This window comes from Hahella chejuensis KCTC 2396 (assembly GCF_000012985.1).
GTDB classification, from domain to species: domain Bacteria; phylum Pseudomonadota; class Gammaproteobacteria; order Pseudomonadales; family Oleiphilaceae; genus Hahella; species Hahella chejuensis.
Genome location: NC_007645.1, coordinates 5,281,573 through 5,306,523, shown reverse-complemented (window position 1 = coordinate 5,306,523; position 24,951 = coordinate 5,281,573). Strand labels below are relative to the sequence as shown.

Annotated in this window: 19 protein-coding genes; 8 read left to right on the top strand and 11 right to left on the bottom strand. The window is 54.0% G+C overall.

The genetic code is table 11. The annotated features are described in order from the left end of the window. Positions 1-10: 10 nt before the first annotated feature. Entirely contained in the window at positions 11-685 is a 675-nt protein-coding gene (locus tag HCH_RS23140) for a hypothetical protein (RefSeq protein WP_011398901.1), read from the bottom strand. A gap of 183 nt (positions 686-868) precedes the next feature. Next, entirely contained in the window at positions 869-3,622 is a 2,754-nt protein-coding gene (locus HCH_RS23135) for a cation-translocating P-type ATPase (protein ID WP_202945270.1), read from the bottom strand. Positions 3,623-3,876: 254 nt separating this feature from the next. On the opposite strand from HCH_RS23135, the gene HCH_RS23130 reads away from it, so the two are divergent. Then, positions 3,877-4,191 carry a hypothetical protein gene (locus HCH_RS23130; RefSeq protein WP_041598876.1) on the top strand — a complete coding sequence of 105 codons (315 nt, stop codon included), beginning with the start codon at positions 3,877-3,879 and terminating at the stop codon, positions 4,189-4,191. A gap of 704 nt (positions 4,192-4,895) precedes the next feature. Further along, entirely contained in the window at positions 4,896-5,612 is a 717-nt protein-coding gene (locus HCH_RS23125) for a DUF6683 family protein (protein ID WP_011398896.1), read from the top strand. A gap of 35 nt (positions 5,613-5,647) precedes the next feature. On the opposite strand, the gene HCH_RS23120 is transcribed toward HCH_RS23125, so the two are convergent. Beyond that, positions 5,648-6,262, bottom strand: coding sequence for a response regulator transcription factor (locus tag HCH_RS23120; RefSeq protein WP_011398895.1), 615 nt, complete (start codon positions 6,260-6,262; stop codon positions 5,648-5,650). A 75-nt stretch (positions 6,263-6,337) separates the two neighbouring features. Continuing rightward, positions 6,338-7,513 (bottom strand): sensor histidine kinase, encoded by a 1,176-nt coding sequence (locus HCH_RS32680; RefSeq protein ID WP_011398894.1) that lies wholly within the window; start codon positions 7,511-7,513, stop codon positions 6,338-6,340. 304 nt (positions 7,514-7,817) lie between these two features. Here HCH_RS32680 and HCH_RS23110 point away from each other — a divergent pair, with 304 nt between their 5' ends. Next, a complete protein-coding gene (locus tag HCH_RS23110; RefSeq protein ID WP_011398893.1) occupies positions 7,818-8,156 on the top strand; it encodes a YebG family protein in 339 nt (112 codons plus the stop codon). Positions 8,157-8,197: 41 nt separating this feature from the next. Here the strand turns inward: HCH_RS23110 and codA are convergent, their stop codons facing one another. Together codA and leuA are read right to left on the bottom strand one after the other, a co-directional pair. After that, on the bottom strand, positions 8,198-9,448 hold the full coding sequence (codA, locus tag HCH_RS23105) for a cytosine deaminase (RefSeq protein WP_011398892.1): 1,251 nt from the start codon (positions 9,446-9,448) through the stop codon (positions 8,198-8,200). A gap of 170 nt (positions 9,449-9,618) precedes the next feature. Further along, on the bottom strand, positions 9,619-11,301 hold the full coding sequence (gene leuA, locus HCH_RS23100) for a 2-isopropylmalate synthase (protein WP_011398891.1): 1,683 nt from the start codon (positions 11,299-11,301) through the stop codon (positions 9,619-9,621). Positions 11,302-11,604: 303 nt separating this feature from the next. Between leuA and HCH_RS23095 the strand changes: the two genes are divergently transcribed. From HCH_RS23095 to HCH_RS23085, 3 genes are all read left to right on the top strand, one after another. Further along, positions 11,605-12,090, top strand: coding sequence for an Lrp/AsnC family transcriptional regulator (locus HCH_RS23095; protein ID WP_011398889.1), 486 nt, complete (start codon positions 11,605-11,607; stop codon positions 12,088-12,090). 126 nt (positions 12,091-12,216) lie between these two features. Next, entirely contained in the window at positions 12,217-12,642 is a 426-nt protein-coding gene (gene slyA / locus HCH_RS23090) for a transcriptional regulator SlyA (protein WP_011398888.1), read from the top strand. 92 nt (positions 12,643-12,734) lie between these two features. Next, a complete protein-coding gene (locus HCH_RS23085) occupies positions 12,735-14,171 on the top strand; it encodes a DHA2 family efflux MFS transporter permease subunit (RefSeq protein WP_011398887.1) in 1,437 nt (478 codons plus the stop codon). A 6-nt stretch (positions 14,172-14,177) separates the two neighbouring features. Here HCH_RS23085 and HCH_RS23080 read toward each other — a convergent pair whose 3' ends face one another. Next, on the bottom strand, positions 14,178-15,533 hold the full coding sequence (locus HCH_RS23080) for a 3-oxoacyl-ACP reductase (protein WP_011398886.1): 1,356 nt from the start codon (positions 15,531-15,533) through the stop codon (positions 14,178-14,180). 176 nt (positions 15,534-15,709) lie between these two features. On the opposite strand from HCH_RS23080, the gene fabR reads away from it, so the two are divergent. Continuing rightward, the gene (gene fabR, locus HCH_RS23075; protein ID WP_011398885.1) at positions 15,710-16,426 is read left to right on the top strand and encodes an HTH-type transcriptional repressor FabR; all 717 of its coding nucleotides are present in this window, start codon (positions 15,710-15,712) and stop codon (positions 16,424-16,426) included. Positions 16,427-16,435: 9 nt separating this feature from the next. Here the strand turns inward: fabR and HCH_RS23070 are convergent, their stop codons facing one another. Further along, positions 16,436-16,852, bottom strand: a complete 417-nt coding sequence (locus HCH_RS23070) for a hypothetical protein (RefSeq protein WP_011398884.1) — start codon at positions 16,850-16,852, stop codon at positions 16,436-16,438. 165 nt (positions 16,853-17,017) lie between these two features. After that, on the bottom strand, positions 17,018-19,531 hold the full coding sequence (locus HCH_RS23065) for an ATP-binding protein (protein ID WP_011398883.1): 2,514 nt from the start codon (positions 19,529-19,531) through the stop codon (positions 17,018-17,020). Between the two features lie 971 nt (positions 19,532-20,502). On the opposite strand from HCH_RS23065, the gene HCH_RS23060 reads away from it, so the two are divergent. Continuing rightward, positions 20,503-21,060, top strand: coding sequence for an RNA polymerase sigma factor (locus HCH_RS23060; protein WP_011398881.1), 558 nt, complete (start codon positions 20,503-20,505; stop codon positions 21,058-21,060). Between the two features lie 61 nt (positions 21,061-21,121). Here HCH_RS23060 and HCH_RS23055 read toward each other — a convergent pair whose 3' ends face one another. Next, entirely contained in the window at positions 21,122-24,262 is a 3,141-nt protein-coding gene (locus HCH_RS23055) for a hypothetical protein (RefSeq protein ID WP_011398880.1), read from the bottom strand. 11 nt (positions 24,263-24,273) lie between these two features. After that, positions 24,274-24,756, bottom strand: coding sequence for a type III secretion system chaperone (locus HCH_RS23050; protein ID WP_011398879.1), 483 nt, complete (start codon positions 24,754-24,756; stop codon positions 24,274-24,276). Positions 24,757-24,951: the final 195 nt, after the last annotated feature.

The following is a 24,951-nucleotide window of genomic DNA, read 5'->3' as shown; positions in this document are numbered from 1 at the left end:
AAACTGAACGTTATTTGGTCTCTTCTGGCGCCGTGTTGGGTGTGGCGGCGGTGTCGGCTTTTTTCGCCCGGGGAGCGCGGGGCGCCTTGGCTCCGCTTGTTTTTTTAGGCGCTGCTGCTTTGGTCGGCTTACTTGCACTGCCGCCAGCCGTGCTGGATTTTGTCGCTGGCGATTTACGCGCAGCGCTTTTGGCGGGCGCTTTCTTCGCTGCGGGCTTTTTGGCTGTGGATGCGGCAGTCGTTGCGCCGGTCTTTTTGGCGGTGGTTTTGCTGGCGGTTGTCTTTTTCGCCGCAGGTTTCTTGGGCGTGGTCTTGGCCGGCGAGGCTTTTTTGGCAGTGGATGCTTTCGCTGGCGCTTTTGCCGTCAATGCCGCAACCGGCGCCGGTTTTTTCAGTGAGGCCAGTCCCAGACGATCCATGAACTGCTCCTGCAGCGCATTGATTTCATTGACCACTTTCTGATATTCCGCCTGGATTTTCTTGAGCTCCTTTTCCCGCAGCTCTTCCAGTTCTTTAATCAGTTTCATCACCGGCTCTTTAATTTGCTTTTGAATTTCTTCCGCTTGCTTATAGAAATCCGCAAGAATCGCCTGTATCTGCTCAGTGGCTTTATGCAGTTCTTTGGAAACCACATCTCCTAACTTTTCTATGTTCTTTTTGACGATGCCCTTCTCTTTTTTTGCCATTGTGTTACTCCAGTGTGATAAGCCAAGCGTTATATATTTTTTTCGTTGAAACCGGCAGGCAGTCGATGCATCCGGAATCCGTTTCGCGACAGGTTAGTTCTCTATCGTTCAGCACAAGAAATAACCTGATAATGTCCTGCAACTATTATGGGAATTATTTGAATATTCAACCTAATTCCAGGACTAATCGCTGTTTTTTTGATCTTTAACGATGCTCATAACAAATTTTTCAATTTCGGTAATGACAAAGACACTGGAGCCTACGACGGCGATGGCGAGCCAGTCCGAGGGCGACAATGCGGTGGAGCCGAATAGACTCTGCATTGGCGGGGCATAGGTGAAAAGCAGCTGAAAAAGAAGCAGAACGGCGACGGAGTACAGCGCCATCCGATTGCTGGTTAGTTGGCGCCAGGAGGTGATGTTTTCCATGAGCATACGCGTATTGAAAAGATAAAAAATCTCGAACATCACCAGCGTATTGACAGCTATTGTACGGGCGTGGTCCAGCGTGGCGCCATTGGCTTGCGTCCACCCAAACAACCCGAAAGACCCAAGCACCATGATCAATGACACACTGAGCACTCGCCACAGCAGCAGCGGGTCGAGCAGCGATTCGCCCGGCCGTCGGGGAGGGCGCGCCATGATGTTGCGTTCCGCTGGTTCAAAAGACAGCGCCAGCGCGAGGGTCACGGCGGTGATCATGTTTATCCAGAGAATCTGCACTGGCGTAATCGGCATGGCGACGCCGAGCACGACGGCGGCGAGTATCATCAAAGCCTCGCCGCAACTGGTAGGCAGAACAAAAACAATTGCTTTTTTGAAGTTATCAAAGATGCGGCGGCCTTCCTCCACGGCGGCGGTGATCGTGGAAAAGTTGTCGTCCAGCAGAATAATCTGGGCGGCCTCTTTGGCGACTTCAGTTCCCTGGCGTCCCATGGCGACGCCAATACTCGCGCGTTTCAGCGCAGGCGCGTCGTTGACGCCGTCGCCGGTCATGGCGACGATTTCTCCCGACTGTTGCAGCGCCTCCACCAGCCGCAATTTGTGCAATGGCGTGGTGCGGGCGAAGATGTTGCAGCGCAGGGCCGCCGCCTTCAACGCGTCGTTATCCATGTTGTCGATGTCTGCGCCAGTGACGACGCCATCACCGACGGGAAGATGGATGGATTCAGCAATGGCCTGCGCGGTTTTGGGGTTATCCCCCGTGATCATTTTGACCACGATGCCCGCCTGCAAGGTTTTCGCCAGCGCAGGAGCGGTTTCTTCGCGGGGAGGATCAATCATGGCGACGGCGCCGAGAAACTGTATGTCCTGCAGCGGCAGCTGGGGTGGCAGGGCTGACATGGCGTCGGGCGCCGCGATGTAAGCGAAGGCCAGTAGACGTTGTCCTTGCGCCGCACGTTGATTGAAGCGTTCGCTCCAACGCAGTGTTTCTTCTTTGGACAGCGTTTTCGAACAAAGCTGCAGGACTCTTTCAGGGGCGCCTTTAATGCAGATAAAGTGGTTTCCGGCGCTATCATGATGGAGCGTCGCCATGAAGAGGTTATCGGAACTGAACGGCAGCACATCCAGCCTGGGATGCTCTTTTCGGGCTTGCCCGCCGTCCCAGCCGGCTTTGGCGGCGAACGTCACCAAGGCCGCCTCAGTAGGGTCTCCATGAGGCGTCCAGATATCATCCTGTTTATGGATGTCAGCGTCGTTGCAGAGCAGCGCTGTCAGACTCAGGCGCGCCAGCTCAGGATGATTCTGTACGTCGATCAGGCGTTCACCGAGGGTGATTTCTCCATGCGGGTCGTAACCGGCGCCGGAAACCCCCATACTGTTTTCGCGTAAATCGAGACTGATCACGGTCATTTCATTCTGGGTCAGAGTGCCAGTCTTATCGGTGCAGATAACGGTGACTGCCCCCAGCGTCTCCACCGCAGGCATGCGACGTACGATCGCGTTACGTTTCGCCATCATCTGGACGCCGAGGGCCAGTGTGATAGTGAGGATCGCGGGCAGTCCTTCCGGGATTGCCGCGACGGCCAGTCCCACCGCCGCCAGAAACATGTCCGCGGCGCTGTAGTCGCGTAGCCAGTATCCCGTCATGAAACACACGACGGAAAGCAAAAGAATCCACCAGGATAATTTTGCGCTGAATTCCGCCATCTGCTTCAGCAACGGCGTTTCAATGGCGTTGACCTGACGCAGCAGGGCGCTGATCTTGCCGAATTCTGTGTTTTCTCCCGTGGCGACGACAACGCCATGCCCCTGGCCGCGAGTCACCAGGGAGCCTGCGTATGCCATGCAGGTGCGACCGGCAAGTTCAGTGTCAGCGGGGGTAGGGAGCGTTTGCTTGCTAGCCGCTTCCGACTCCCCTGTCAGCACCGCTTCACTGATATGCAGGTCGCTGGTTTGAATGAGGCGCATATCGGCGGGAGCGCGATCGCCAGCCTGCAAGAGCACGATGTCGCCAGGAACCAGGACGCTGGCCGGGAGAGACTGCAGGCGCCCGTCCCGGCGCACGCTGACGGTAAACGTGACCATGCGCCTGATGGCCTGTAAGGCCTTCTCGGCGCGACCTTCTTGTAGATAGCCGATCAGCCCATTAATGATCACCACCATCAAGATTACACTGGCGTCCAGCCAGTGGCGCATAATCAAGGTAATGGCGGCGGATAGCAGCAGGACGTAAATGAGCGGATTATTGAACTGGCGCAACAACCGTCGCCAGGCCTTTTCTCCAGACTGTTCCGCGATGATGTTTGCGCCGTGACGATGCAACCGCTCCTCCGCCTCGGGGGAGCTCAGGCCGTCCGCGGTGGACTTCATGGCGGCCAGCGTTCTATCCGCTGGCGATGCATGCCAGCAGTCCGGCGGCGTCACATGTGGGAGACCTGAAATGATCTCTTCAGGGGCGGATGAGGGGCGTTGAGGAATATGAAGTCCGTTCACAGTATCGCCTTAGTCAGTCAATGCGTTGAGATTATTAATCCGGCAGACAAATAGCCTCCTTCCATTTGTCTGCAACGACAGGGTCTGCCCATGTCAGGCCCTGTCTCCCGCGGCTCGTCGCCGCGCAGGCGCATCCATGCGCCGTGTTTTTAACATGCTAATATCATTGCCATGTTGATAATTGTCGCACCGAAACAGAGCGAACATTTTTTTCATCGATCGCTTGATCAGTCTATACCGGCTGATCGCCATGTATGGCGGTGCTGTGTAAAACACTATGCATAGAGCGGGCTGGCGAATACCTGTCAGGGATCAAATTTTCCCATAAGTATGGGATTGTTACCTTTGTCATCCTTCCCTACAATTGGCGGCGAAATCACTTCGTCAGCGAGGAAACCATGCGCCAGGAAACGTCCGCTCTGATCGACGAGATATATCAATTGACCTTGGATATGAGCAAGTATTCTCCCGAACTGGAGAAAGATAAAGCCGAACTGGAGTTGAAGCAGGAAGAGGTTCGGATTTTATGGGAGCAGCTTGCAGAGTTGGTTTGCGCCGAGCACGTCTGATCTAAATCGGCTGCATTAAATTGTTTCAGATTGAAAAGTAGGGCGGTGGAAACCGCCCCAAAACGCTAAGGTTACATGACCTAACGTGATGTGGCTTTAGCGGATGTCAGGACATTTTGTCCGTTTGACGCCCGTTGCGGCGTATTTCACACATAAACCCCGAGTGCGCCAACTAGGGAAATCCCCAGTTGAACTTGAGCCGTTCAGTGGTTTAAGCCGCTACCGCCTTTTGCATCATTCATCTTGTTGTGTATAGCTGGTCCCGCCCAGGTTGAACATGTCAATATCACTGCCATGTTATTAATCCGGCAGACAAATAGCTTCCTTCTATTTGTCTGCAACGACAGGGCCTGCACAGGTCAGGCCCCGTCTCCCGCGGCCCGTCGCCGCGCAGGCGCATCCATGCGCCTGATTATCAACATGCCAATATCGCTGCCATGTTAATAATGATTCCTGTCGACGGTGTGGAGCCTGGCGAGAGCATCTTCAAGTTGTGGACTGATAAAACTAATCAATGGAATGGCGATAGATAAACTAGGGTTTTCCCCAGGTGTTTTCCTTTTGATTAAATCGTTTACCGTAATGGCTCGCATCAAAGCTTTGGCGCGTCGGCGAATGTAATTGAGGTGGGCGGTCTTTGCTGTCGCTGCGTTTCTGTCGCAACTTTTCGCCGGATTTGCGTCAGCCTAATGAGGAGACTTTAAATGAGAGTTCCTGGGATTCTATATTCCATTTTTTTACCGTTGTTGTGCCTTTGGGGGCATACCGCTAATGCCTCCAGCGAGGCACTGGACGATATCGCCGGTTCGATGAATTCCGCATTCGAAATGGCGTTGAGTGAGGTGGGAGATGCAGCTTCAGCTGCTGGTGGCGATAAAGGAGCCGTGCCTGAAAAGGGGGCGTTTTTCACCCCATCAAAAGCAGTCAGCGCCGAGATCAAAGAAAAAATGATCGCAGAAATGCTGAAGAAGGCGCCTGCCGACAAGGAAGCTGAATTGCGTGCGGCATTCGCTGAGATCAATATTCTGCAGTTGATGGGCGATGCGGTGAAAAAGGACGGTTATCAGGCCAATGATCTGGCTTTGGCGATGGCTGCCTGGGTCACCACCTCCTTTAGCATCCTCAATGATCAGGAAACCAATGACGCTGAAGATCGTGCGGTATGGAAGCAGTTTCGCCAAGTGATTGCGACAAATCCTTCACTTGCCGAACTCTCTGATCGGGACAAACAAATTACGGCGGAGACGCTGTACTGGTATTCCGCGCTTGCCGCCAACGACTACCAGCAAGCCAAAGCAGGGACTCCCGGTTGGAAGCTGGATGAGGTCAAAGACTATGTAAAGCGTGATCTCAAAGCGCGCAAAATTCACCCCGAACTGGTTACGATTTCCGCCGAGGGTGGTTTGGTCGCTCGTAAGTAACGTCGCCGTGCAGGGACGCACAGCCTCCTGCTCTCTTACTCGTAACCCAGAGAAAGCCTGACTAAGTCCTGCACGTTGCGGGCGCCCAGTTTGCTAGCCATGTTGGCGCGATGCAGCTCGACGGTTTTCACGCTAATTCCAAGGATATCCGCAATGGTCTTATTCAGCTTTCCGGCGCAAACATGGGTCAACACTTGGCGTTCTCTGGGAGATAAGCGTCCCAGCTTTTCCTTGGCCGCCTGCGGATTGCGCAGGGCGGACCCGGGTTCTGAAATCGCGCTTTTCACAGTTTCCACCAGGATGGAGTTTTCAAAAGGCTTTTCCAGAAAGTTCGCTGCGCCCATGCGCATGGCGCTAACGGCTAAAGTAACGTCGGCATGTCCGGTTATAAGAACGACGGGAACGGAAAGACGACGGGTGCGTAACTCCTCCATCAGTTCCAGCCCGTTCATGTCAGGCATGCGCAGGTCGGTCACGACACATTTATCGCTTAATGGAACGCCTGCGTCTTCCAGTTGTTGAAGTCTCGCTAGCAGGCCAGCGGCCCGATTGAAATCTTCCACTTGCAAGCCAGCCGCTTCCAGCATCCAGACTGTGGAGCGGCGAAAATCTTCGTTATCGTCTACTAGTAAAATTTGTGCTGCGTTCATGCTTGTCTCTTCGAAACGATGTTTCCACAAAAAATAATTTGGAGGGCCGCGCTCTGACGGCTGGCAGTCGCTTAGTCAGGAGGGCGTACAGGGCGTCGCTGTTGAGGCCAGCGGCAAAGTGAATAAGAAAACGGAGCCTCCAGAAGGGTTGTCCTTGAATCTTAAAGTTCCACGATGAAGCTCGATAAAGGACTTGCTGATAGAGAGACCCGCGCCCATGCCATCAGGTTTGGTGGTGAAGAAGGGAGTAAACAGACGGTTGCGGAAATGCTGGGGTATGCCGCAGCCCCTGTCTGTAACGCTGACTTCGACCCAGCCTTCGGCAATGACTTGGGCGTCTACAATGAACTCACGCTCTTGGATAGGTGTGTCGCGCATGGCGTCCATGGCGTTGCGAATCAAATTTCCCAGAGTTTGCTCGATCATAATTCTATCCACGCAAACACAGGGTATGTCCGCCGCTATCAGGAGGCGGGGCTTCACCTGGCTCCGGTGGGTTTCAAGCTGGAGCAACTCCAGCACGCCGCTGGCCAGCTGGCGCAGTGAAATTTCATCTGCACGGGGCTCTCGCGACGTCACGAATTTACGTATGCGGGCAACGACTGCGGCGGCCTGATGGGCCTGTCGAATCGCAAGCTGTACGGCCTCTTCCGGCTTGTCTACGCCGGTATGCTTTTCAAGTAGTAACTTGGCGGCGTTAAGGTAATTGAGAATCGCGCCGATGGGTTGGTTTAACTCGTGGGTCAAGGCTGTCGCCATCTCGCCGATCGACATGCTTTTGGAGGCTTGCTGTAATTGGGCGTGCATGTCTTCAGGTCGCAATAGCAGCAGTGAAGGCTCTTCCACTCTCTGTACGGACAACAACAACCTCTCGCCTTCGGCGTCATAAAACGGCGCGCTGTTTAGCGCATAAAACGCGTTGGTTTCGCCGCAGTGCGCTTGCAGTGAAAATGCGTCGCCTTTCAGGTGCGCATCTTTGGCTTCCACAGGCTGGAACAGTTGTAAAAATGAGTCGCGGTGAGACGTCAGGCGAGCCAGAGTCTTTGGGTCGCTACTAAATTCACGTAAAAACAGGGTATTGCAGGCTATGAACTCGCCTTGGTGAGAATGCACAACGGCGGGATAGGGGAGTGCGTTCAAGAAAGGATGTTTTTCACCGCTGCGGGAGGCGTTGGCGGCTTTGGATTCTTTGTACGCAACGATGTCAGGCTGATAAGCATTGACTGCAAGCCTGTTTTTTAACATAAGCATCTTTCTGTCCTCCCTGCACTGTCAGATACCTGGATTAAAACACGCATTCCCTAATGCTGATGTGCGGGAACGCCGCTTAATCCGAACGTCAAACTGGCGGATATCCTAAATGCCTTGCGCGACGAGGCGCAATCATATATTCGGACTATTACCATTTGGTTATCTCTTGTGTTTTTAGCGAAAGTCCTCCCGTAGCGCCTTTGTTTTCAGATGGTTACTGTGTTTGGATGAATCTTGTGTGACGCCCTTGACCTGATCTTAAAACTGTATGAATATACAGAGGCTAATTTTAGGAGGCGACAAAATGGCCGTAGTGACCCTGTATATGAGTGACAGAGACCCATCACAACAGATGTTTAAATCCAAGAAAGAAGCTGATGAGCATGACAAAAAGCTTGAGCTCGCCGAGGGCGTGTCTCATTTTCTGGCGCAACGCCTGACTTCTCTGAACGAGGGGCTTGCGGAAGAAATTGGCATGCTGGTCGCCAATCACAAGGAGGCGTTCGCAACAGCGTTTAAAGGCAAGGTGGATGTCTTGTTTGAAGAGTCGCCTGAGCCTGCTCCCAATGCTGAGGAAGAAACGAAAGATAACGCCAAGGTCAAAGAAAGCGGCAAGGTGCGGGCGATAGCCGGCAAGGGCTGATTTCTGAGGGACGTTGTCAGCGTCCCTCAGGTGCAAACGGCCTAAAGTTGAATGTTTTGCGTCACCACAGCGGGTGTTTGTCGCATGATGATGTCGCCTGCGCGAATGGATGCGGTTACGACGCTTTGGCGGCGCAACACTTCGTAGTCATCGGGGCCGTCCAATAAGATGAAGTTGGCGGGCTTGCCGACTTCTACGCCGTAACGGTCCTGAATGTTCAGCACTTTGGCGCTGTTATGACTGATCAGGTCCAGCGCATTGCGGTAGTCGTCATAGCCCATCATATGGCATATGTGCAGCGCGAAGTCCAAAGTGCGCAGCAGATTGCCGTTGCCGAGGGAGTACCAGGGGTCCTGAATGGAATCCTGCCCAAGGCCGACATTGAGGCCCGCCTCCAACAGCTCTTTCACCCGAGTAACGCCGCGACGCTTAGGGAAGTTATCGAATCGACCTTGTAGATGGATGCTCTCCGTCGGACAGGAAACAAAGTTGATTTGAGACATTTTCAGCAGGCGAAACAGGCGGCTGCAGTAAGCGTTGTCGTAGGAGTGCATCGCCGTGGTGTGGCTGGCGGTTACCCGATGCCCCATATCGCGCTTCAAGGCTTCCGCCGCCAGTACTTCCAGGAACCTGGAACCTGGATCGTCTATTTCGTCGCAGTGCACGTCGACAAGGCGGTCGTATTTTTGCGCCAGATCCATAAGGATTTTGACTGACTCCACGCCATAGTCGCGGGTGAACTCGAAATGGGGAATGCCGCCGACGACGTCGACGCCCATTTCCACCGCCTTTTCCATCAACTGAACGCCATTGGGGTAGGAAAGAATGCCTTCCTGTGGAAACGCCACCAGTTGCAGTTCAATCCATGGCGCGATCTCCTGCTTTATTTCAAGCAAAGCTTCCAGTGCAGTCAGTGTGGGGTCGGTGACATCCACATGCGAGCGTACCGCCTGCACGCCGTATTGAGTCAACATTTTCAGAGTGCGGCGCGTGCGTTGCTTGACGTCGTCATGCGTTACCATCGCTTTGCGCTCAGACCAGCGCTCTATGCCCTCAAACAATGTGCCGCTCATGTTCCAACTAGGCTCGCCCGCGGTTCCTGTCGCGTCCAGGTGTATGTGTGGTTCGACAAAAGGCGCGCTGACAAGACGCTCGCCGGCGTCCAACAATATTTCCACGTCAGTTTGCGGAAGCTCCGCCATGGGCAATATGGCGCTGATATCGCCCTGGTTAATCTGAATGGCGTACAAACCGTCTTGGCCGCGTAAACGGACGTTGGTGACGTATTTCATTGATGGACTCACCTGATTCTTTATTCTGAAGCGGACATTTTCCGTAAATGGTCGGTGACTGTCGACAGCTTCCGACAATATCAGGGGCGCGATGCGAGATTTTCGCCAAAGGTGAGGTAATGAGGACAGGCAAAAAAGGGCCCTGATGCAGGGCCCAATGGGGTATAGCGTTAGACGGCTTCCCTTTGACTGTTGTCTGCAGCAATCTGGGCGTGTCTGCCCACCGTCGACAACAATGCCTGCAGCGTGGCGGTGGTGGTGTCTTCCGCCAAAGCAGCGGCGCTGAATGGCGCCCCGTTGATCATGACCTTGATGCAGGCGAGAGCATTGGCGTCTGTACCTTCGCCAAGCGCGAATTCGTCGTAAGCCTCCACTGCGATGCTGATGCGATAGCGACTCTCCAGTGCGGCGGCCACCGCCTCCACGCCGCCGTGACCTTGGCCACGGATGCCGGAGATGATGGCGTCGTCGCCGAATTCAATTTGCACCTGAACGGCTTCGTCGGTTCTATGCATGTCGTAGGTGCGTAACCGCCATCCTTTGGGCGTGCTCAGATAGCGTTCCTCGAACAAGCGATGAATGGTGCGGGAGTCGATTTCGCCGCCTTCTGACTCCGCTTCATGCTGCACGACTTTGGCGAATTCGATTTGCAACCAGCGTGGCAGACTGATGTTGTAATCGCGCTCCAGTACGTGGGCGACGCCGCCTTTGCCGGACTGGCTGTTGATGCGCACAACTTCTTCATAGCGTCTGCCCAGGTCCGAGGGATCGATAGGCAGATACGCCACATTCCAGGCGTCGTCTTCTTTACGTTTGTGCAGGCACTTACGGATGGCGTCTTGGTGGCTGCCGGAGAACGCGGTGAAAACCAAATCGCCTGCATAAGGATGACGCGGGTGTGTACTGATCTCAGTGCAAGCTTCGACAGTGTCGGTAATCTCGGACATATCGGATAGATCCAGCATGGGATCAATGCCTTGCGAATACAGGTTCATGGCCATCGTGACCAAATCCATGTTGCCGGTGCGTTCACCGTTGCCCAGCAGGGTTCCCTCGACTCTGTCTGCGCCCGCCATTACCGCCAGCTCCGCCGCCGCTACGCCGCAGCCGCGGTCATTGTGAGTATGCACGCTGACAATCACGTGTTCCCGTTGATGGATGTTGTCGCACATCCATTCGATCTGGTCGGCGAAGACGTTAGGAGTCGCCATCTCAACCGTGGCGGGAAGGTTGATGATGACTTTGCGGCCGTTCTCCGGACGCCAGACGGCGTTCACGGCGTTAACGACTTCGACGGCGAAGTCCAGTTCCGTGCCAGTGAAGCTTTCCGGTGAGTATTCAAAACTCCATTGGGTTTCCGGATGCTTCTCCGCATGCGCCAACACTTCCTCAGCGCCGCGCACCGCGATGGCTTTGATGCCTTCGCGATCTAAACCGAATACCTGCTCGCGCTGTACGGTGGACGTAGAATTATAAACGTGAACGATTGCTTGCCTGGCTCCCTGCAGTGCTTCATAAGTGCGCGCGATCAACTCGGGACGCGCCTGCGTCAGCACCTGGATGGTGACGTCGTCAGGAATGCGATTTTCTTCGATCAGTTTGCGGCAGAAGTCAAAGTCCGGCTGACTGGCCGCAGGGAAGCCGATTTCAATTTCCTTAAACCCGCACTTCACGAGCAGGTCGAACAGTCGCTGTTTCTGGCTGACGTTCATTGGCTTGATCAAAGCCTGATTGCCGTCACGCAGGTCGACTGCGCACCAGATGGGAGCTTGTTCGATAACCTGATCCGGCCAGCGGCGGTCCGCCTTACGGATAGGAGTGAATGGACGATACTTGCGGTGGTCGAAAGCCATGGAAATCAGCCTCGTAAATCTTCCTGTTCGTATTGAGCGGGCGTTAGTGCTACCCGCATCCATTAGGGTTTTGAGCGTAATGGCTCTGATTCGCTTGAGCTTGTGGCCCATTTAGCCGCCCCGCCTTGTGAGCCAGGCCGCCTGTCGTCTCGTAATAAGGTGGGTGCGCCTTAGAGAGACGTGCAGTCAGGAAAGCAATAATACCGGGAATGGCGCGCAATGAGTTTGCGTTGTTGATTTGATTTTATTAAAAATTGATAGATAATTTTAAAAATAAACATTTCCGTGAAATTAAATATCCAAATGAAAGAGAAGCTTGTCAAAATCGATCGAATTGATCGCAAAATCTTGGAGTGCCTACAAAAGGACGGCGGGTTATCCAACCAGGAACTGGCGGAAAAAGTGGGGCTGTCGCCGTCGCCCTGTCTGCGTCGGGTGCGTGCGCTGGAAGAAGCGGGCATTATCCTGCGGCGGGTGACTTTGTTGGAGCGTAAGAAGCTGGGGTTATCGTTGACGGTAATTATCCAGATCAGCATGGATCGCCATACGCCTGAGCGCTTTGAAGAGTTCGAAAATCAGGTTAAAGAGTCCCCAGAAGTTCAGGAGTGCTATCTGATAACCGGGCAGGAGGCGGACTACATGCTGAAAGTAGTGGTGCCGGACATGGATGCGTATCAAGTGTTCCTCCTGAACAAGATCACCCGCATTCCCGGGGTGAGCGGCGTGCATTCCAGCTTCGTTCTGCGCAGGGTGGTGGACAACACGGAATTGCCATTGGGATATTTGTAAGAGCCTCTGCCCACATCTCACTTACGAGAAAGTTTCTCGGCTATTACGCATGGCTAATTCGTTAATCTGTTTTACACTAATAGTTAGCTAGCTAATTAATTTAAATCCTCCAACAAGCGAAATAGCATGAGCGAGATATTTTCCTTCACCCTGGCGCGCCTGAACCGGCGCTGGCGCAAACTGCTGGATGATCGGCTCAGTGATCTGGGGCTGACTCAGTCGCGTTGGGTCACCCTGCTTTACCTGCAAAGGCTCGGCGGCGACCTGACCCAGAAAGAACTGGCCAACGCGTTGTCCATTGAGTCGCCGACGCTGGTGCGCTTGCTGCACGGTCTGGAAGAGTCAGGTTTGGTGACCCGCACATGCTGTGGACAGGATGGACGCGCCAAACGCATTCGTCTTACTGCGGCGGCGGAAAGTTATCTGGAAACGGTAAACGAACGCGCCGCAGCACTGCGGAGTGAGATGCTTGCTGGCGTTTCGCCACAAGATCTTGAGCTGTGCCTGCAGGTCTTCGCGCGTATTGAAAAGAATGCATCGGAATTAAACTGATCGCCGTCTCTAATGCCCGGCGCCGGCTTTTGGGTGGCGAATCACTAACGCGCTTGCAAGGGGATTCCGAAGACTGATTACGGAGCATTTACATGTCTGATACGTTGTTGCAGGCTCTTTTTGATCGTCATGGCCCCGCCTATCGCTGGCTGGCCATGCTCACAGTGATGATGGGGACGGTCTCCGCCGTATTGACCTCCACCATCGTTAATGTGGCCTTGCCGGACATCATGAGCCACTTTTCCATCGGTCAGGGCGTCGCCCACTGGCTTTCCACCGGCTTTCTCGCCGCCATGACCACGACCATGCTGACCACTGCCTGGTTGACGCAGCGCTTTGGTCTGCGTCATGCGTTGGGCTTCGCCATGCTGTTGTTCGCTGGCGCATCTGTGCTGGGCGGTCTGGGGCCGAATGCGGAATCCGTGATCCTGGCGCGGGTGCTGCAAGGCGCCGCCGCAGGCATGTTGCAACCCATCGCCATGCATGTGTTATTCAGAGTCTTTCCTCGTAATGAGCGCGGGCGCGCTATAGGCATTTACGGGATGGGCGTAATCCTGGCGCCTGCCCTGGGGCCTGTGCTAGGCGGCGTCATCGTAGACCAGCTGGACTGGCGTTATATCTTCTTTGCGCCACTGCCTATCACCATGGCCGGCTTTCTGATGGCGCTTCGCTATATGCCTCACAGAGAAGCGGCTGGCGAGCAGCATGGTTTCGATTGGACCAGTTTCTTTTATCTTTGTCTGTTTATCGGGTGCGCGTTGGATGGGTTGACCCGGTTGCAGCATGGCCTCGTGCAACCGGTCTGGCAGACGGTGGGAGCCTTGCTGGCGGTATTTTCCCTGATACTGTTCGTGCGGAGACAGCGATATAGCCGGAGCCCTCTTCTGGAGCTTGCTCTATTACGCGTTCCCAGCTTTCGCAGCGCATTTCTGGTGGCGTTAGGACTGGGCATGGCCTTGTTCGGCTCTACCTACATTATTCCTCTTTTTGTCCAGACTGCATTGAACTACAGCGCAACAGAGGCGGGGATGATGATGGCGCCGGCTGGCGTTGCGCTGGGCATATTGTTTCCCTTCAGCGGACGGGCGGCGGATAAAGGCGCGCCCCATCGCCTGGTGATCGCCGGACTCGCATTGTTCGCTGGAGCCAGTTTGTTATGGGTATTTATCGGCCTTGAACCCTCGTTTTTTTACTTGGCGGTCCTGGTGCTGGTGGGGCGTGTGGGGTTGGCGCTGATGATGCCGGCGCTCAGCACCGGCGGACTGGTGGAGGTCAGTGACGCGCAGTTGGGGCAGGCCTCAGGCATGATCAATTTCGCCAGACAGTTTGGCGGCGCCATGGGCATCAATATTCTGGCGGTCATGCTTGAGTGGGGAAGCTCGGCAGGGGATGGGCGGCATGTCGCATCCATGCTGAGTTACACCGAAGCCTTTGTCTTACTGGGCGTCATCGCGATCATCGCTCTATGGCCCGCAGCGCGTATCGGAAAGACTGACGCCTCCGTGCAGACCGCGCCGGAAAGCGCTTGAGCTGGCCTAGGCGCCAATCAGCGCCTGCCCACACACTCTTATGGTTGCGCCAGTGACTCCATAAGCGTCGGGAGCGGCGAGGAATGCGATCAACGCCGCGACGTCTTCGGGCTGACCGCCCTGAGACAATGAGTTCAAGCGGCGGCCCGCCTCTCTCATCAGTAACGGCATTTGCGCCGTCATATCGGTTTCAATAAACGCGGGCGCAACTGCGTTTACGGTTATCCCTTGGTGCGCCAGCTGAGGCGCCAGGGCCGTCACATAGCCAATCAGCGCCGCTTTGCTGGCCGCATAATTGGTTTGGCCAAAATTCCCGGCGACGCCGCTGATGGATGACAGACAGATAATGCGCCCCATATTGCGTAATACCTTTGCGTTCAGCAGGGCTTCGTTGATGGCGACGACTGCCCGAAAATTAACATCCAACACGTTGCGCCAGGTTGCTTCCGACATCTTCGCCAAGGTTTTGTCGCGAGTGATTCCGGCGTTGTGCACGATAATGTCGAGTCCGCCATATTGCTCCAGAAAGAATTGCGCCAAGGTTTGCGGCGCATCCGGCGCGGTGATGTCCATGGGCATTGGAACGCCGTTAATCTCGGCGGCAAAGCTCGTCAGGGCCCGGCTGGCGGAAGGGATATCCAGGCACACCACCGTTGCGCCTTCCCCGGCGAGTTGACGCGCCGTTGCTGCGCCAATGCCGCGGGAGGCTCCGGTCACCAGAGCGATCTTGTTTTGCTGTGGCTGGGCAAGCGTTGTCTGTGGCGGCGCTTCCACCGCGGCGCTTAATCTGATCGCCTGACCGTCCACATAGGCGCTGGCGGGTGAACAGAAAAAGGTGAGAGGTCCCGCCAGACGATCTTCCTGGCCTGGCGTCAGATAAATCAAATTGGCGGTGGCGCCGCGTTTGCCCAACTCTTTGCCGAGAGAGCGAGTGAATCCCTCTACGGCTTTGGCGCAGGCCGCCGTCACTGGGTCGTCCGCCTGCTCCGGCGTTTGCGCCAGCAAGAGCGCGCGGCCGTGGCGGGGGAATTGCGCCATCAGGGGATGGAAAAAACGGTAGAGCGCATCCAGATCCTCACTGTTGCGACAGCCGGTGGCGTCGAATAGGGCGATGTCCGGCGGCGCCTCGCTTGTCTGTTTGTCCTCGCATACCCGCGCTCCAAGTTCCTGTAATCGGGCGCGCACGATGTCCAAGGCTTCACTTCCTGTAACGCCGCCGATCACAGCGGTGGCTTCCTGCAATGGGCTGTCGGGGATCGCCTGCGTCGAGCGCTGAAGTGCAACCGGAGCGGGCAGTCCCAGTTTTTTCAGCAGTTTGTTGGCGCCTGGATGGGCGGCGAGCGTGAGCAGTAGATCAGACATAACGATTTCCTTTTTCGTAATGGCGGAGTAGGGGCGCTATATTCGGCGTAGATCTAAAAGTGTGGCGAAAACACTCTTTTCTTCACAGAAAATCGGCGTACGGCGGCTAAAGCCTATATTCTTCGCCGCAACAAGGCTAGGATATAACTCCTTTTTATGTCAGTAAGGGCAGTGCATTGAATCAGGAGCAGAAACTTGAGTCTGTCGCGACCAGAACGCCACAGGGACGCAAGGCGGTTATCTCGCGGGAAGATGTAATTTCCGCTGCATTGAAGCTGGCTGGGCCGCATCGCAGCGTGTCTACGTTAAGTCTACGTGAAGTCGCCCGGGAAGCGGGGATTGCGCCCAATAGTTTTTACCGGCATTTCAGGGACATCGATGAACTGGCCGTGGCCCTGATTGAACGCGCCGGCGCCTCTCTCAGGAAAATCATTGGCGAAGCCCGCAATCGCGCTAGCATGGACACCAGTGTGGTGCGTTCTTCCGTCGAGGCCTTTGTCGAACAGTTGAGCGCCGATGAAAAGTTTTTACATATCCTGCTCAGAGAAGGCAATGTCGGCTCTGACGCCTTTAAATACGCGGTAGAACGCCAGCTGTGCTTCTTTGAAGAAGAGCTCTGTGTAGATCTGGTGCGCCTCGCTAAGTCCAAAGGCACGGGCATCATGCAACCGGAGCTGGTGTCCAAGGCGATTACCCGACTGGTGTTTGCGGTCGCCGCCACTGCGCTGGATTTACCTTTCGAAAAGCATGCTGAGATCAGCGACCAATTGGAACGCATGATCCGCATGATCATTGTCGGGTCTCAAGTATTGGCTGAGATTGAACCGAACCCTGCGGTCGTCGCCACAGAAATGGCGAGCGTAAGGGCGTTTCTCGAACGTCCCGAAATCTGAGCGGGTGCGCTAACGCGCCTCCGCTGTTCTCAACTCCAGCTTTAACCAATCCTGCCCATCCCTGCGTCCATCATCGATAGCGTTGAAATAGCGTTTATAGAACGTCAGTAGTTTGTCCGGTGAGGGCACAGGGCCACCGTCTTCATGTTCAACGCGCATCGCGGTGGTGACCAGTTTTCTGATGTCCGGCGCCTGCCTGCTAATGACATCCAGCAGCCATTTCATTTCTGCAAACGCATTGCCCAGGCCGTTTGGGCGTTGCAGGCGTCGATACAGAATAATCGTCAGCAGGTCTTCTTCCTGGCGGTAGGTGATCTCGGCGTTTTCAAAACAAGCGGTTTCGCCGATAGGGCGAGTTCCAGGTAATAGGGAATAGGGGCGTGTGGGGATGCCCTCGCGGGCCAGTATATTCGAGAGCGGATACATATCGTCACCTTCGGCGGTTCTGGTTAACCCTGTTATTGTTGTTGGGTAACCGTAGCGCTACGAAGGTTGCGGCGATTAATTCAACGTCTCACTGACAAGTAATACTGAGACGCAGTTGGGGGCGATTTTTCTATTTATTACTTTTCTATTTATTAATTTATCTATCTATTTATTCATACATGTCTGTGGGGCGAAGTTGGGCATGTTCGGCCCCAATCCTCCGTAAGGGCTGAATCCCTCCTGTCTGATATCGCACTTTGGCGGGCAATGATCGCTTTTCATGGCGGTTTTCATCGCGATTTTGCGGTATTCCTGGCTCGCCACCACATGCCCCTTACTCAGCAGTATTTCGCTATGCAGCTCGTACAGTCTGGCGCCCAGCTCATGCTGATGATACCGCTCCGTCAGAATTTCCGCGCAGTTCAGGGCGTGCAGGGCGTCTTCCGTGCGGCCGAGCTGATAATACATCTCCGCCAATATGCGCCAGTCGTAGCTGGCGTCGCGTTCATCTGAGCAGTGGTCGATGGCCGACAGCGCGGCTTTTACGCCTTTGTCGGTCTCTCCCAGAGATTTCAGCGTCAGCGCCAGCATGCGATAAGCTTTGCATTTGCATTTGGCGTCCCGCAGAAACGGTTCTGCAAGCAGCAACAGTTGCTTGGCCTGTTTGAAGTGCTGATCCTGAATCAGCCGCTCCGCCGCCGCCAATAATTCCGGTAAGGCTTGATCGCTGCCGGATTTGGCGAGGTGGATGGCGTACTGCACGGGGTCGCGCTCACGTATCCACTCCGCCGCCATGGCGTGGCGTTCGCGGCGAACCTTTTCCGGCATGGATTGGTAGACCGCTTCCCGCAACAGATTGTGGGTGAAGAACCAGCGTTCGCCATGGGGATGCAAAACACCCAGGCTGAGCAGGGTGGCGAAACGCTCCAGGGGACCGCCCATCAACTCTTCCAGTTGCGGTTGCGTGAACCCATCCTGACTGACGGAAATCAGCTCCAAAGCGCACTTGAGGCGGGCTGACAATCGCTCGGTTTTGGCGGCGATGATGTTGGTGATGCTAAAGGGTAATTCGTCGCCCAAATGCTCGTGATTGAGTAAATCGATTAAGAATGACGGATGCCCCTGCGCCTTTAAAACACAGTGCTCGCGCCACTCCTCGCTGGCTGCGCCGTGTCCGTGCGCCAGCTCTCTCGCTTGTGGTTGAGTGAGAGGGAACAGCCGGATGGTCTTAACGTCATGTTGATCGAAGCCGGCGATAAAATCAGAGTAGCTGCTGGTGATCAGCAAGAGCGGACAGTAAGGCGTCAGATTCGCCAAGGCTTCAAGAGTGAGGCGCATGTCCTCGTCAAGCTGGTGTATTTCTTCTATCACTACGATCAGTTCCCGTTGCCCCAGCAGCGCTATCAGCAGGGTCTCCAGAGCCTGTTGGCAACTCTTCTGGAAGAGATAGGGCGACATGCTCGCCACCATCCAGTCATTAGGATGCGGGTCGTTGCGTTTGACGCCGAACAGATGATAGATAAACGGATACCAGTGGCTATCGATACAGAAGTTGACCAGCAGGTTCAACAGCTTGTTTTCGTCCACCTCCTGCAAGTTCGCCAGCCGGCGGATCAACTCGGCGCCTGGGTGCAGTTTGGACTTATCATCACAGGTATTGCGCAGAATGACGCGACTGAGATTCTGCTTGGCGGCTTCTTCTACAAAGGCCAGCGCTAAATGGGTTTTACCGATGCCCGCCACCCCGCTGATATTGCACCAGGCGCCTTCGCCCTCCGCTTTTAGCTGGATCAGCAGGGACTGGAAGTACGCCCGCTCCTGTTCTCTGCCAATGGTGTGCAGCACCGGAGGCATGGATTCTGTCAGCGCATACCACGGGCCGGGGGCGTAGGCGGGGTTGGATTTATAGACGAAGCTGTACTCCAGGCGACTGCAGTGAAACAGCTCACTGTGCACCAGCACCACGCCGGGTAGCTGCTGTTTGGCGAAGCGCTCTATGCCCAGGCGTTCGCTCATCGGCAGTCGCGCCTGGCAGTGCAGGGCGTCGTGGTGGCTGAATTCCGCCTGGATGGGCTTCACCAACGCGACGATATCAGGATGGCGTCGGGCGATGGCGCGAATGACTCGCATCGCGTAAGCGGTTGGCTTCTGGTGGGCGTTTGCGGCGCCCAGCAGTAGCACATGGAATGACGATGAAGAATAGTGCACGGCGACGTCCAGCTCATCCATCATGGGGGCGAGACTTCTGAGGTCCAGCTCGCCCGCCAAGCATAAGCCAAGCACTTTCCTGTGAATGGGAGTGGCTACTGGATCATTACTCTCACGCTGAACCACTGCTGGCGCTTCTGGGGGGGAGGCTGGCGTCTCTGGTTCAGAGGCGTCCTCCGCCACGATCAGCTCCTCCACCGGCACGTTGTAAAATCGCGATAGATTATTAGCCGTGCGCAGCAACACATAGCGTTGCAATTCCGCTCGTTTCAGTGAAGAAACGGACACATACAGTCTCTGCTGTTGGCATTCGTCAGCGACCTGTTCCTGACTTAATCCCAGGCCTTGTCTAAGCTCCAACAAGCGGTTTCGATGCAAACGGACCCTGCCGGGTCTGCAACTCTGGCGCATATTGTTATCCTTTACTACGTTGAGCGCTGACGACTGCTGATCGGTATTTTCCCGAATCATCCCAAACGCTTCCTGTTTTTGTGAGCTTGAAATTCCCATACATCATTGTTTTTCAGGGACTTTTATCCTGCTATCCGAACTTTTTATGAATACGCTTTCATTCGGAAGTTATCAGGGTAAGCGACACGAGAACAACAAAAACGTCATTGACTTTTCCGATGTTCTCTTTCAATAAAAACTATCAATATTTTTCAGAGTTGCGCCTCGAAATGCGCCTGTGGCAGGCGCTGATAACGCTTAGCTTTCCGCTATATTTTTTATCTGTTTTACAGAAGGCGGAATGTGGCTGTTCCAGTGTAAAGCGACGCGAGTAATAGAGTTCCAGACATCAACGTCGTACAGAGATCGTAAGAATGCGCTCCCTGTTATAGTTCGAAACAACAAACCTTCTTTTTGTAACGAAACCTAACAGTACATCAAGTTACTTAGGATACAAAAGGCGAAAAATACGTTTTTATACGAAGTCGGCCTTACATTCCGTTACAAAGCCATAGAATTATCCCTCAGAGAGATTATTTAAATGCTTAATTTGGCCTATGCAATTAGACCACTGGTTAGGCTTGTTAAGTCTATCGTACTAACCATATATCTATACGGCCCAGAAACTTCGCGGGGTTTCGCGTTACTTAAGAAATATATTAATAATATGGCCGTAATTTTTTTTCTTTTTTAATTACAAAAAGTTAAATGCATGCCGGTATTATTTGAAGTTGGAAGAGCGGTTATGTTTTTTAACTCTGACCGGCAGTCATTTATATCTTATCTATATCTGTGCGTGCGTATATCGAATTAAGTTCATTATGTCAGGTTCACTTTGCGTCGGGTAAGTGAACCGTCAGTGTCAGATCGGTTCAGTTCAAGGGATCAGATGCATCTGCGTCGAATCTGACGCTTATCTGAAACTGGTTCAAAAGGCCGTGTGACCGACCATCGTTTCCATCAACCCCCCGTCAACAAAAGGAATGGGAACGATGGAAATAAAATACGATGAGACCAATCAGTTAGTTAGTCAGGCCAGAAGCGGTTGCCCGAATTCATTGGAAATGCTTTTTCGTGAACAGCGTCCCAAATTGCACAGATTTATCCGCAACCGGGTGTCGCGTCAGGAGGATATCGAAGATTTAGTGCAGGATACTTTCCTTTGGGCGCAGCAGGGGCTCAGCTCTTTTGAAGGAAAATCCCGGTTCTCCACCTGGATTTTGGGTATCGCCAATAACCTGATCCGCAACCACTACAACCGTTCCCCTGAGTACAAATATGACTTTGTCTCCGATGATGTGCTGGATCAGGCGCATAACGAGTCCGATACGCCGGAAGCGAACCTGCAGCAGGAGCATCGCATCAAGCAGTTGGAGTACAGCATCCGCATGCTGCCGAAAGACGTGCAGCAAATTGTTGAATGGGTGGCGATTGAAAACTATCCCTATCAGCGCGTCGCGGATGAACTGGGTATTACTGTCCCCAGCGTGAAAAGCCGCCTGTTCCGGGCGCGGACGTCGCTGAAGGAGTCAGTCATGCCGCTGATGTAAGCCCTCCATCAAGGGCGTAGAGTGATCCTGCGATCATGGGCGTGGGATCACTCTGTAAGGCTTAACTCAATTTCTTGACTGCTTTTTCATAATCTTTCTGAATGCCCTCCTTGAAGTCGTAAAGGAACAGGCGGAATGCGCTCAAGGCTTCTTTTTTCAAATCGTCTGCTGTCGCAGATGAGCCTTCCTGCGGTCCCTGAGCCATTTTTTCGCATGCGACAAAGAATTCATCCCGCGCCTTTTCGGCTTTTTCCAGATGTTCTTTTTGAGCGTGAGGCTGACAGGTTGCGAATAGCTCATCCACCTGTTTTCGCACTTTGCTGGTGGGGGTCGCCATATTGGTCATCATGGCGTCCAGATGCCCATCAAATTTTTTCGTGAGTTCCTCCCAGCCATCGCCCGTACGAGGCGTTTCCGCGATGGTTTTACGGCTTACCAGGCCGTCAAACTGGGTTTTGAAGTAATTGAGGTTGTCTTTACCAATGAACTCTTTGACGGGGCGTTCGTGGGTCGCGGCGACGGTGCCGCCTACCTCCACTGTTACGGTGTCTGTAGGAATCGTTGCTTTGCCGCCGACCTTCAATTCACCGCCGACCAGCACCCTCCCGAAACTCATGCCCCCGTCTTTCAGCTCAAAGTAGGCTGAAACTGTGGCGGCTGCAGACCCCGTCGCTGCGCCTGAAGCTGATTCCGCAGCGCTGGAAAGTATCTCAGTGACTTCCGCGTCTTCTAATCCTGGCGCTTTTTTACTGGCGAGTTCTTTGATTTTCTCAATAGTGTCCGGGCTTACGCTGCCCTTTATGGTAATTTTTATGTCGTGAAAAGCGCCGTTGTAGTTGATATTGGCGTTATTGCGCATTTTACGACGGGTATGCTCGATTGTGGCTGTCGCGGTTGAGGCGATGTCCAGGGTGAGGGTGGTTTTGTGGCTTCTCTCCTTCGGCTGGCTGTATTCCAGAGCGCGAATTTGCGCAAAGTCGTTTTTGCTGAACTTCATTTGCGGCGTTTCAAGGTGTTTGCTGATGGTCTCAAACGCCATGATGGCTTCCGGCGCCTCTTCACGCGCCTTCGCCAGTGTGGTGTCCGGCGCTTCCCCCGTTTCTTCTCGGTAGGTTTTGACGAACTCGTTGAAAATATTGGCGTGGCGAACGGTCAAGCCTTCCACCAGAGAAGCTCTGCCTTTTACGCCGACTTCTTTCTCCATCTCTCTTTTCATGGCGGACTCAAGATGCTTGGGCCCCATGCCAACCACTTTGCGCAGGTTATGCTCTACGCGCCCGAATCCCTTGGTCAACGTATCATGCGAACGGGTGTTCCCTTCGTACTGCAGCAGTTTGTCAAAGTTTTCCAAAGCCATGTCTTTGAGCTGGTCGCGAACCAGATCAATCGCAGGCCGCTCCTCTGAGCTCGCAATGGAACTGGTTTCACTGATGACGGAGGGGCTGCCCTGGCTGGCGGTGTAAAAGGATTCTCCGCTCACAATGGTTGGACTGCGATTGACGATTACTTCGTTGTTGTTAAGCGCGTCCACCGAGTTCAACGACTCCGAGCTGGCTCTACCGGAAAGGCTGCCCGGGGAAGGGGGCTCCTGCAACGCGGTGTAAAAGCTTTCTTCGGAAGTGGCGGAAGGGCTGCGATTTAGAGATCTCCCAAATAATTCGAGGTTTTCTGCGGTTAGAGGCAGAGAGTTAACCGGGTTTGGAGAGTGAGTTTCTTCTGATGTTATGGAAGCGCTTTCAATATGAGAAATGTGTTCCTTGAGCGCGCCGAGTCGCTCAAAAAAATCGTCTTGGGCGCGATGTTCAAATTTTTCGGTGCGGGATTTGAGTAGATCCTCATCTTCCAACATCTTTTTGGTGAGCGAGGTTTCTCCTTTGACATGAATGTGAGTATGTTTGTGTTCATAACTGACTTTCACATCTGCTGGCTTGAATCCAAGCTTACCGAAGCCGCCGTAGGAAAGAGAATTGACTTTGTAAGCTGCAGAGGCAGGTATGCTGCGGGGTTCCGGCAAGGCGAGCTCGACTGATCCGTTACGCCAGTCTCGCAACTCGTCTAGATTGGACGCGCCTTCGCCGTGAGCCCTCAGGTAGTCCTGCAGCTTCAGTTTCATTTGATCGCTTTGGGTGAGAATGTCACTATCGCTGGCCACCGCTTTTTTAAGCGCCTTCGCTGATTTCGCCGCTCCTGGAGAACTCAAGGTGAGATCCAGCACGCTGTTGGTGAAGTGATCGACAAAATCGCTGACGTTATCAAACCCCCTGCCTGAGGTGCGGGACAGGTTGACCGTCGCCCCGACGGATGGACCCGCCTCAATGATTGGCAGCTTGATTTCAAATCCGAACTTGCCTGCATCGGTTTTTTCCCGCAGCACGCCAAGCGCCTGTGAGGTTTGCGCTGTCTCCTTGTGACTGAGATTGACCGTTGCTTTGAGCGGCGTATGCAGAATGCTCACGCCCAGGTCCATTTCCACCGCCAGGTTGTTGTTGGCGCCGGAATTATTGAGGTATTTCAGTTTATCCAGCACATCTTCTTTTATTTTGTCGCGTTCTTGCTGGACGATACGGTTGGCGACGTGTTTGGCGAGAGGCTTTGTCACTGCAGCGGTTTCTACGCTGAACTTGGAGGGTATGAGCTGGTTGACCTCTTTCAGCGCGAAGTTCATCTGATTCAGCACTTCCAGGTGATCCGTGGCGGTATGGATTTCCCGGGGAGGGTTGAACTTCTCGTTAAAGACTCTTCGCTGGGGCTCATCAAGTTTACTGGTCAATATGTCCTTTAACGCCTGCGTGAGTTTGCCGATTTCTTTGGGCGTAGAGAGATCCAGGCCAGGGTCCGGCGTTTTGCCCATGAACGCTTGCAGGTTGAGCTTTTCGAACAGATTTTTTACCGCGGCTTCATCGCCGGCGGAGGACTTTGTCTGATCCAGCACAGCGGCGAGATTCTTTCGCTCCAGGTCCTGAATGATGATTTCGCTGTAGCGTTCTATTTTGGCCTGCGGGTAACCGGTAAGGTTTAAATCGTGATTTTCCGCCCAGGCCTTGAATTTCTCCGGCGTCGTTAGAGTCGGCGCAGATTCGGAAGACGCGGGGCGGATGTTGTTTTCCCCGAGCCGCCCTGGGGCGGAGGGCGTGTTTTGCGATGATATCTGTGCTGGGACGACATTATGGGGGACAGGTACGGAGGGACGGTTGACTTCCATTTCCTACTCCTTTAACCCTGAATCCACTGATTGTTGACCTGAGAGTCGTCGCCAACCTGCTTGCGAGCGGGCGCAGGTTCAGGACCTTTTTCCGCGTAAGCTTTCACCGTTTCAATATGCTGGAGCAGGCGCTGGCTCAACACGCCGGCAGGCGCAATCACGCTGAACGGATACTTGTCCATCAGCCAGAGCCAGCCGGAATCGTTGTCCAGAGAGAGGGTTCCTCCTTTCGTTTCCTGCCAGAACAAGTTCGCGCCCAGCAACATTTTCAACAGGGTGTTCTGCTTTCTTAGCGTCTCGGGCTCTTCGCTGTCGTCAGGCAGTTTGAACAGAGGGGAGAAAATGATCAGATGCTCGTCCGCCGCATGCCACTGCAGATTCACAACCAGGGTGTCGTTCACTTCCAGAGAGAGGTAGCCATGTTCGTCCAATTGCAGTGAATCTTCTAACTGCAGCTGTTTCGCCAGGTCGGCGATCAGAGTATCGATGTTCATAAAAGCGGCCTTTAGCAAGTAATGCCGGACCGCTGTTGCATCAAATACCTGCGGACCCGACCTGTCATGGGTTAGATATTCCGTTTGGAGTTACAACTGCTTCCGCAAGGTGAGTAACCACTGCGCCGGTGAAGTTGCGCAGAGATCAGGAAGAAGTGGTCGTGTAAAAATTTTCGCAACCGTTCGCGATTAGCC

What these genes read in the sequence shown, in the direction of transcription:
- HCH_RS23140 (WP_011398901.1), bottom strand. Translation starts at nt 685, where the DNA reads ATGGCAAAAAAAGAGAAGGGCATCGTCAAAAAGAACATAGAAAAGTTA.
- HCH_RS23130 (WP_041598876.1), top strand. Translation starts at nt 3,877, where the DNA reads ATGGCGGTGCTGTGTAAAACACTATGCATAGAGCGGGCTGGCGAATAC.
- HCH_RS23125 (WP_011398896.1), top strand. Translation starts at nt 4,896, where the DNA reads ATGAGAGTTCCTGGGATTCTATATTCCATTTTTTTACCGTTGTTGTGC.
- HCH_RS23120 (WP_011398895.1), bottom strand. Translation starts at nt 6,262, where the DNA reads ATGAACGCAGCACAAATTTTACTAGTAGACGATAACGAAGATTTTCGC.
- HCH_RS32680 (WP_011398894.1), bottom strand. Translation starts at nt 7,513, where the DNA reads ATGCTTATGTTAAAAAACAGGCTTGCAGTCAATGCTTATCAGCCTGAC.
- HCH_RS23110 (WP_011398893.1), top strand. Translation starts at nt 7,818, where the DNA reads ATGGCCGTAGTGACCCTGTATATGAGTGACAGAGACCCATCACAACAG.
- codA (WP_011398892.1), bottom strand. Translation starts at nt 9,448, where the DNA reads ATGAAATACGTCACCAACGTCCGTTTACGCGGCCAAGACGGTTTGTAC.
- leuA (WP_011398891.1), bottom strand. Translation starts at nt 11,301, where the DNA reads ATGGCTTTCGACCACCGCAAGTATCGTCCATTCACTCCTATCCGTAAG.
- HCH_RS23095 (WP_011398889.1), top strand. Translation starts at nt 11,605, where the DNA reads ATGAAAGAGAAGCTTGTCAAAATCGATCGAATTGATCGCAAAATCTTG.
- slyA (WP_011398888.1), top strand. Translation starts at nt 12,217, where the DNA reads ATGAGCGAGATATTTTCCTTCACCCTGGCGCGCCTGAACCGGCGCTGG.
- HCH_RS23085 (WP_011398887.1), top strand. Translation starts at nt 12,735, where the DNA reads ATGTCTGATACGTTGTTGCAGGCTCTTTTTGATCGTCATGGCCCCGCC.
- HCH_RS23080 (WP_011398886.1), bottom strand. Translation starts at nt 15,533, where the DNA reads ATGTCTGATCTACTGCTCACGCTCGCCGCCCATCCAGGCGCCAACAAA.
- HCH_RS23070 (WP_011398884.1), bottom strand. Translation starts at nt 16,852, where the DNA reads ATGTATCCGCTCTCGAATATACTGGCCCGCGAGGGCATCCCCACACGC.
- HCH_RS23065 (WP_011398883.1), bottom strand. Translation starts at nt 19,531, where the DNA reads ATGATTCGGGAAAATACCGATCAGCAGTCGTCAGCGCTCAACGTAGTA.
- HCH_RS23060 (WP_011398881.1), top strand. Translation starts at nt 20,503, where the DNA reads ATGGAAATAAAATACGATGAGACCAATCAGTTAGTTAGTCAGGCCAGA.
- HCH_RS23055 (WP_011398880.1), bottom strand. Translation starts at nt 24,262, where the DNA reads ATGGAAGTCAACCGTCCCTCCGTACCTGTCCCCCATAATGTCGTCCCA.
- HCH_RS23050 (WP_011398879.1), bottom strand. Translation starts at nt 24,756, where the DNA reads ATGAACATCGATACTCTGATCGCCGACCTGGCGAAACAGCTGCAGTTA.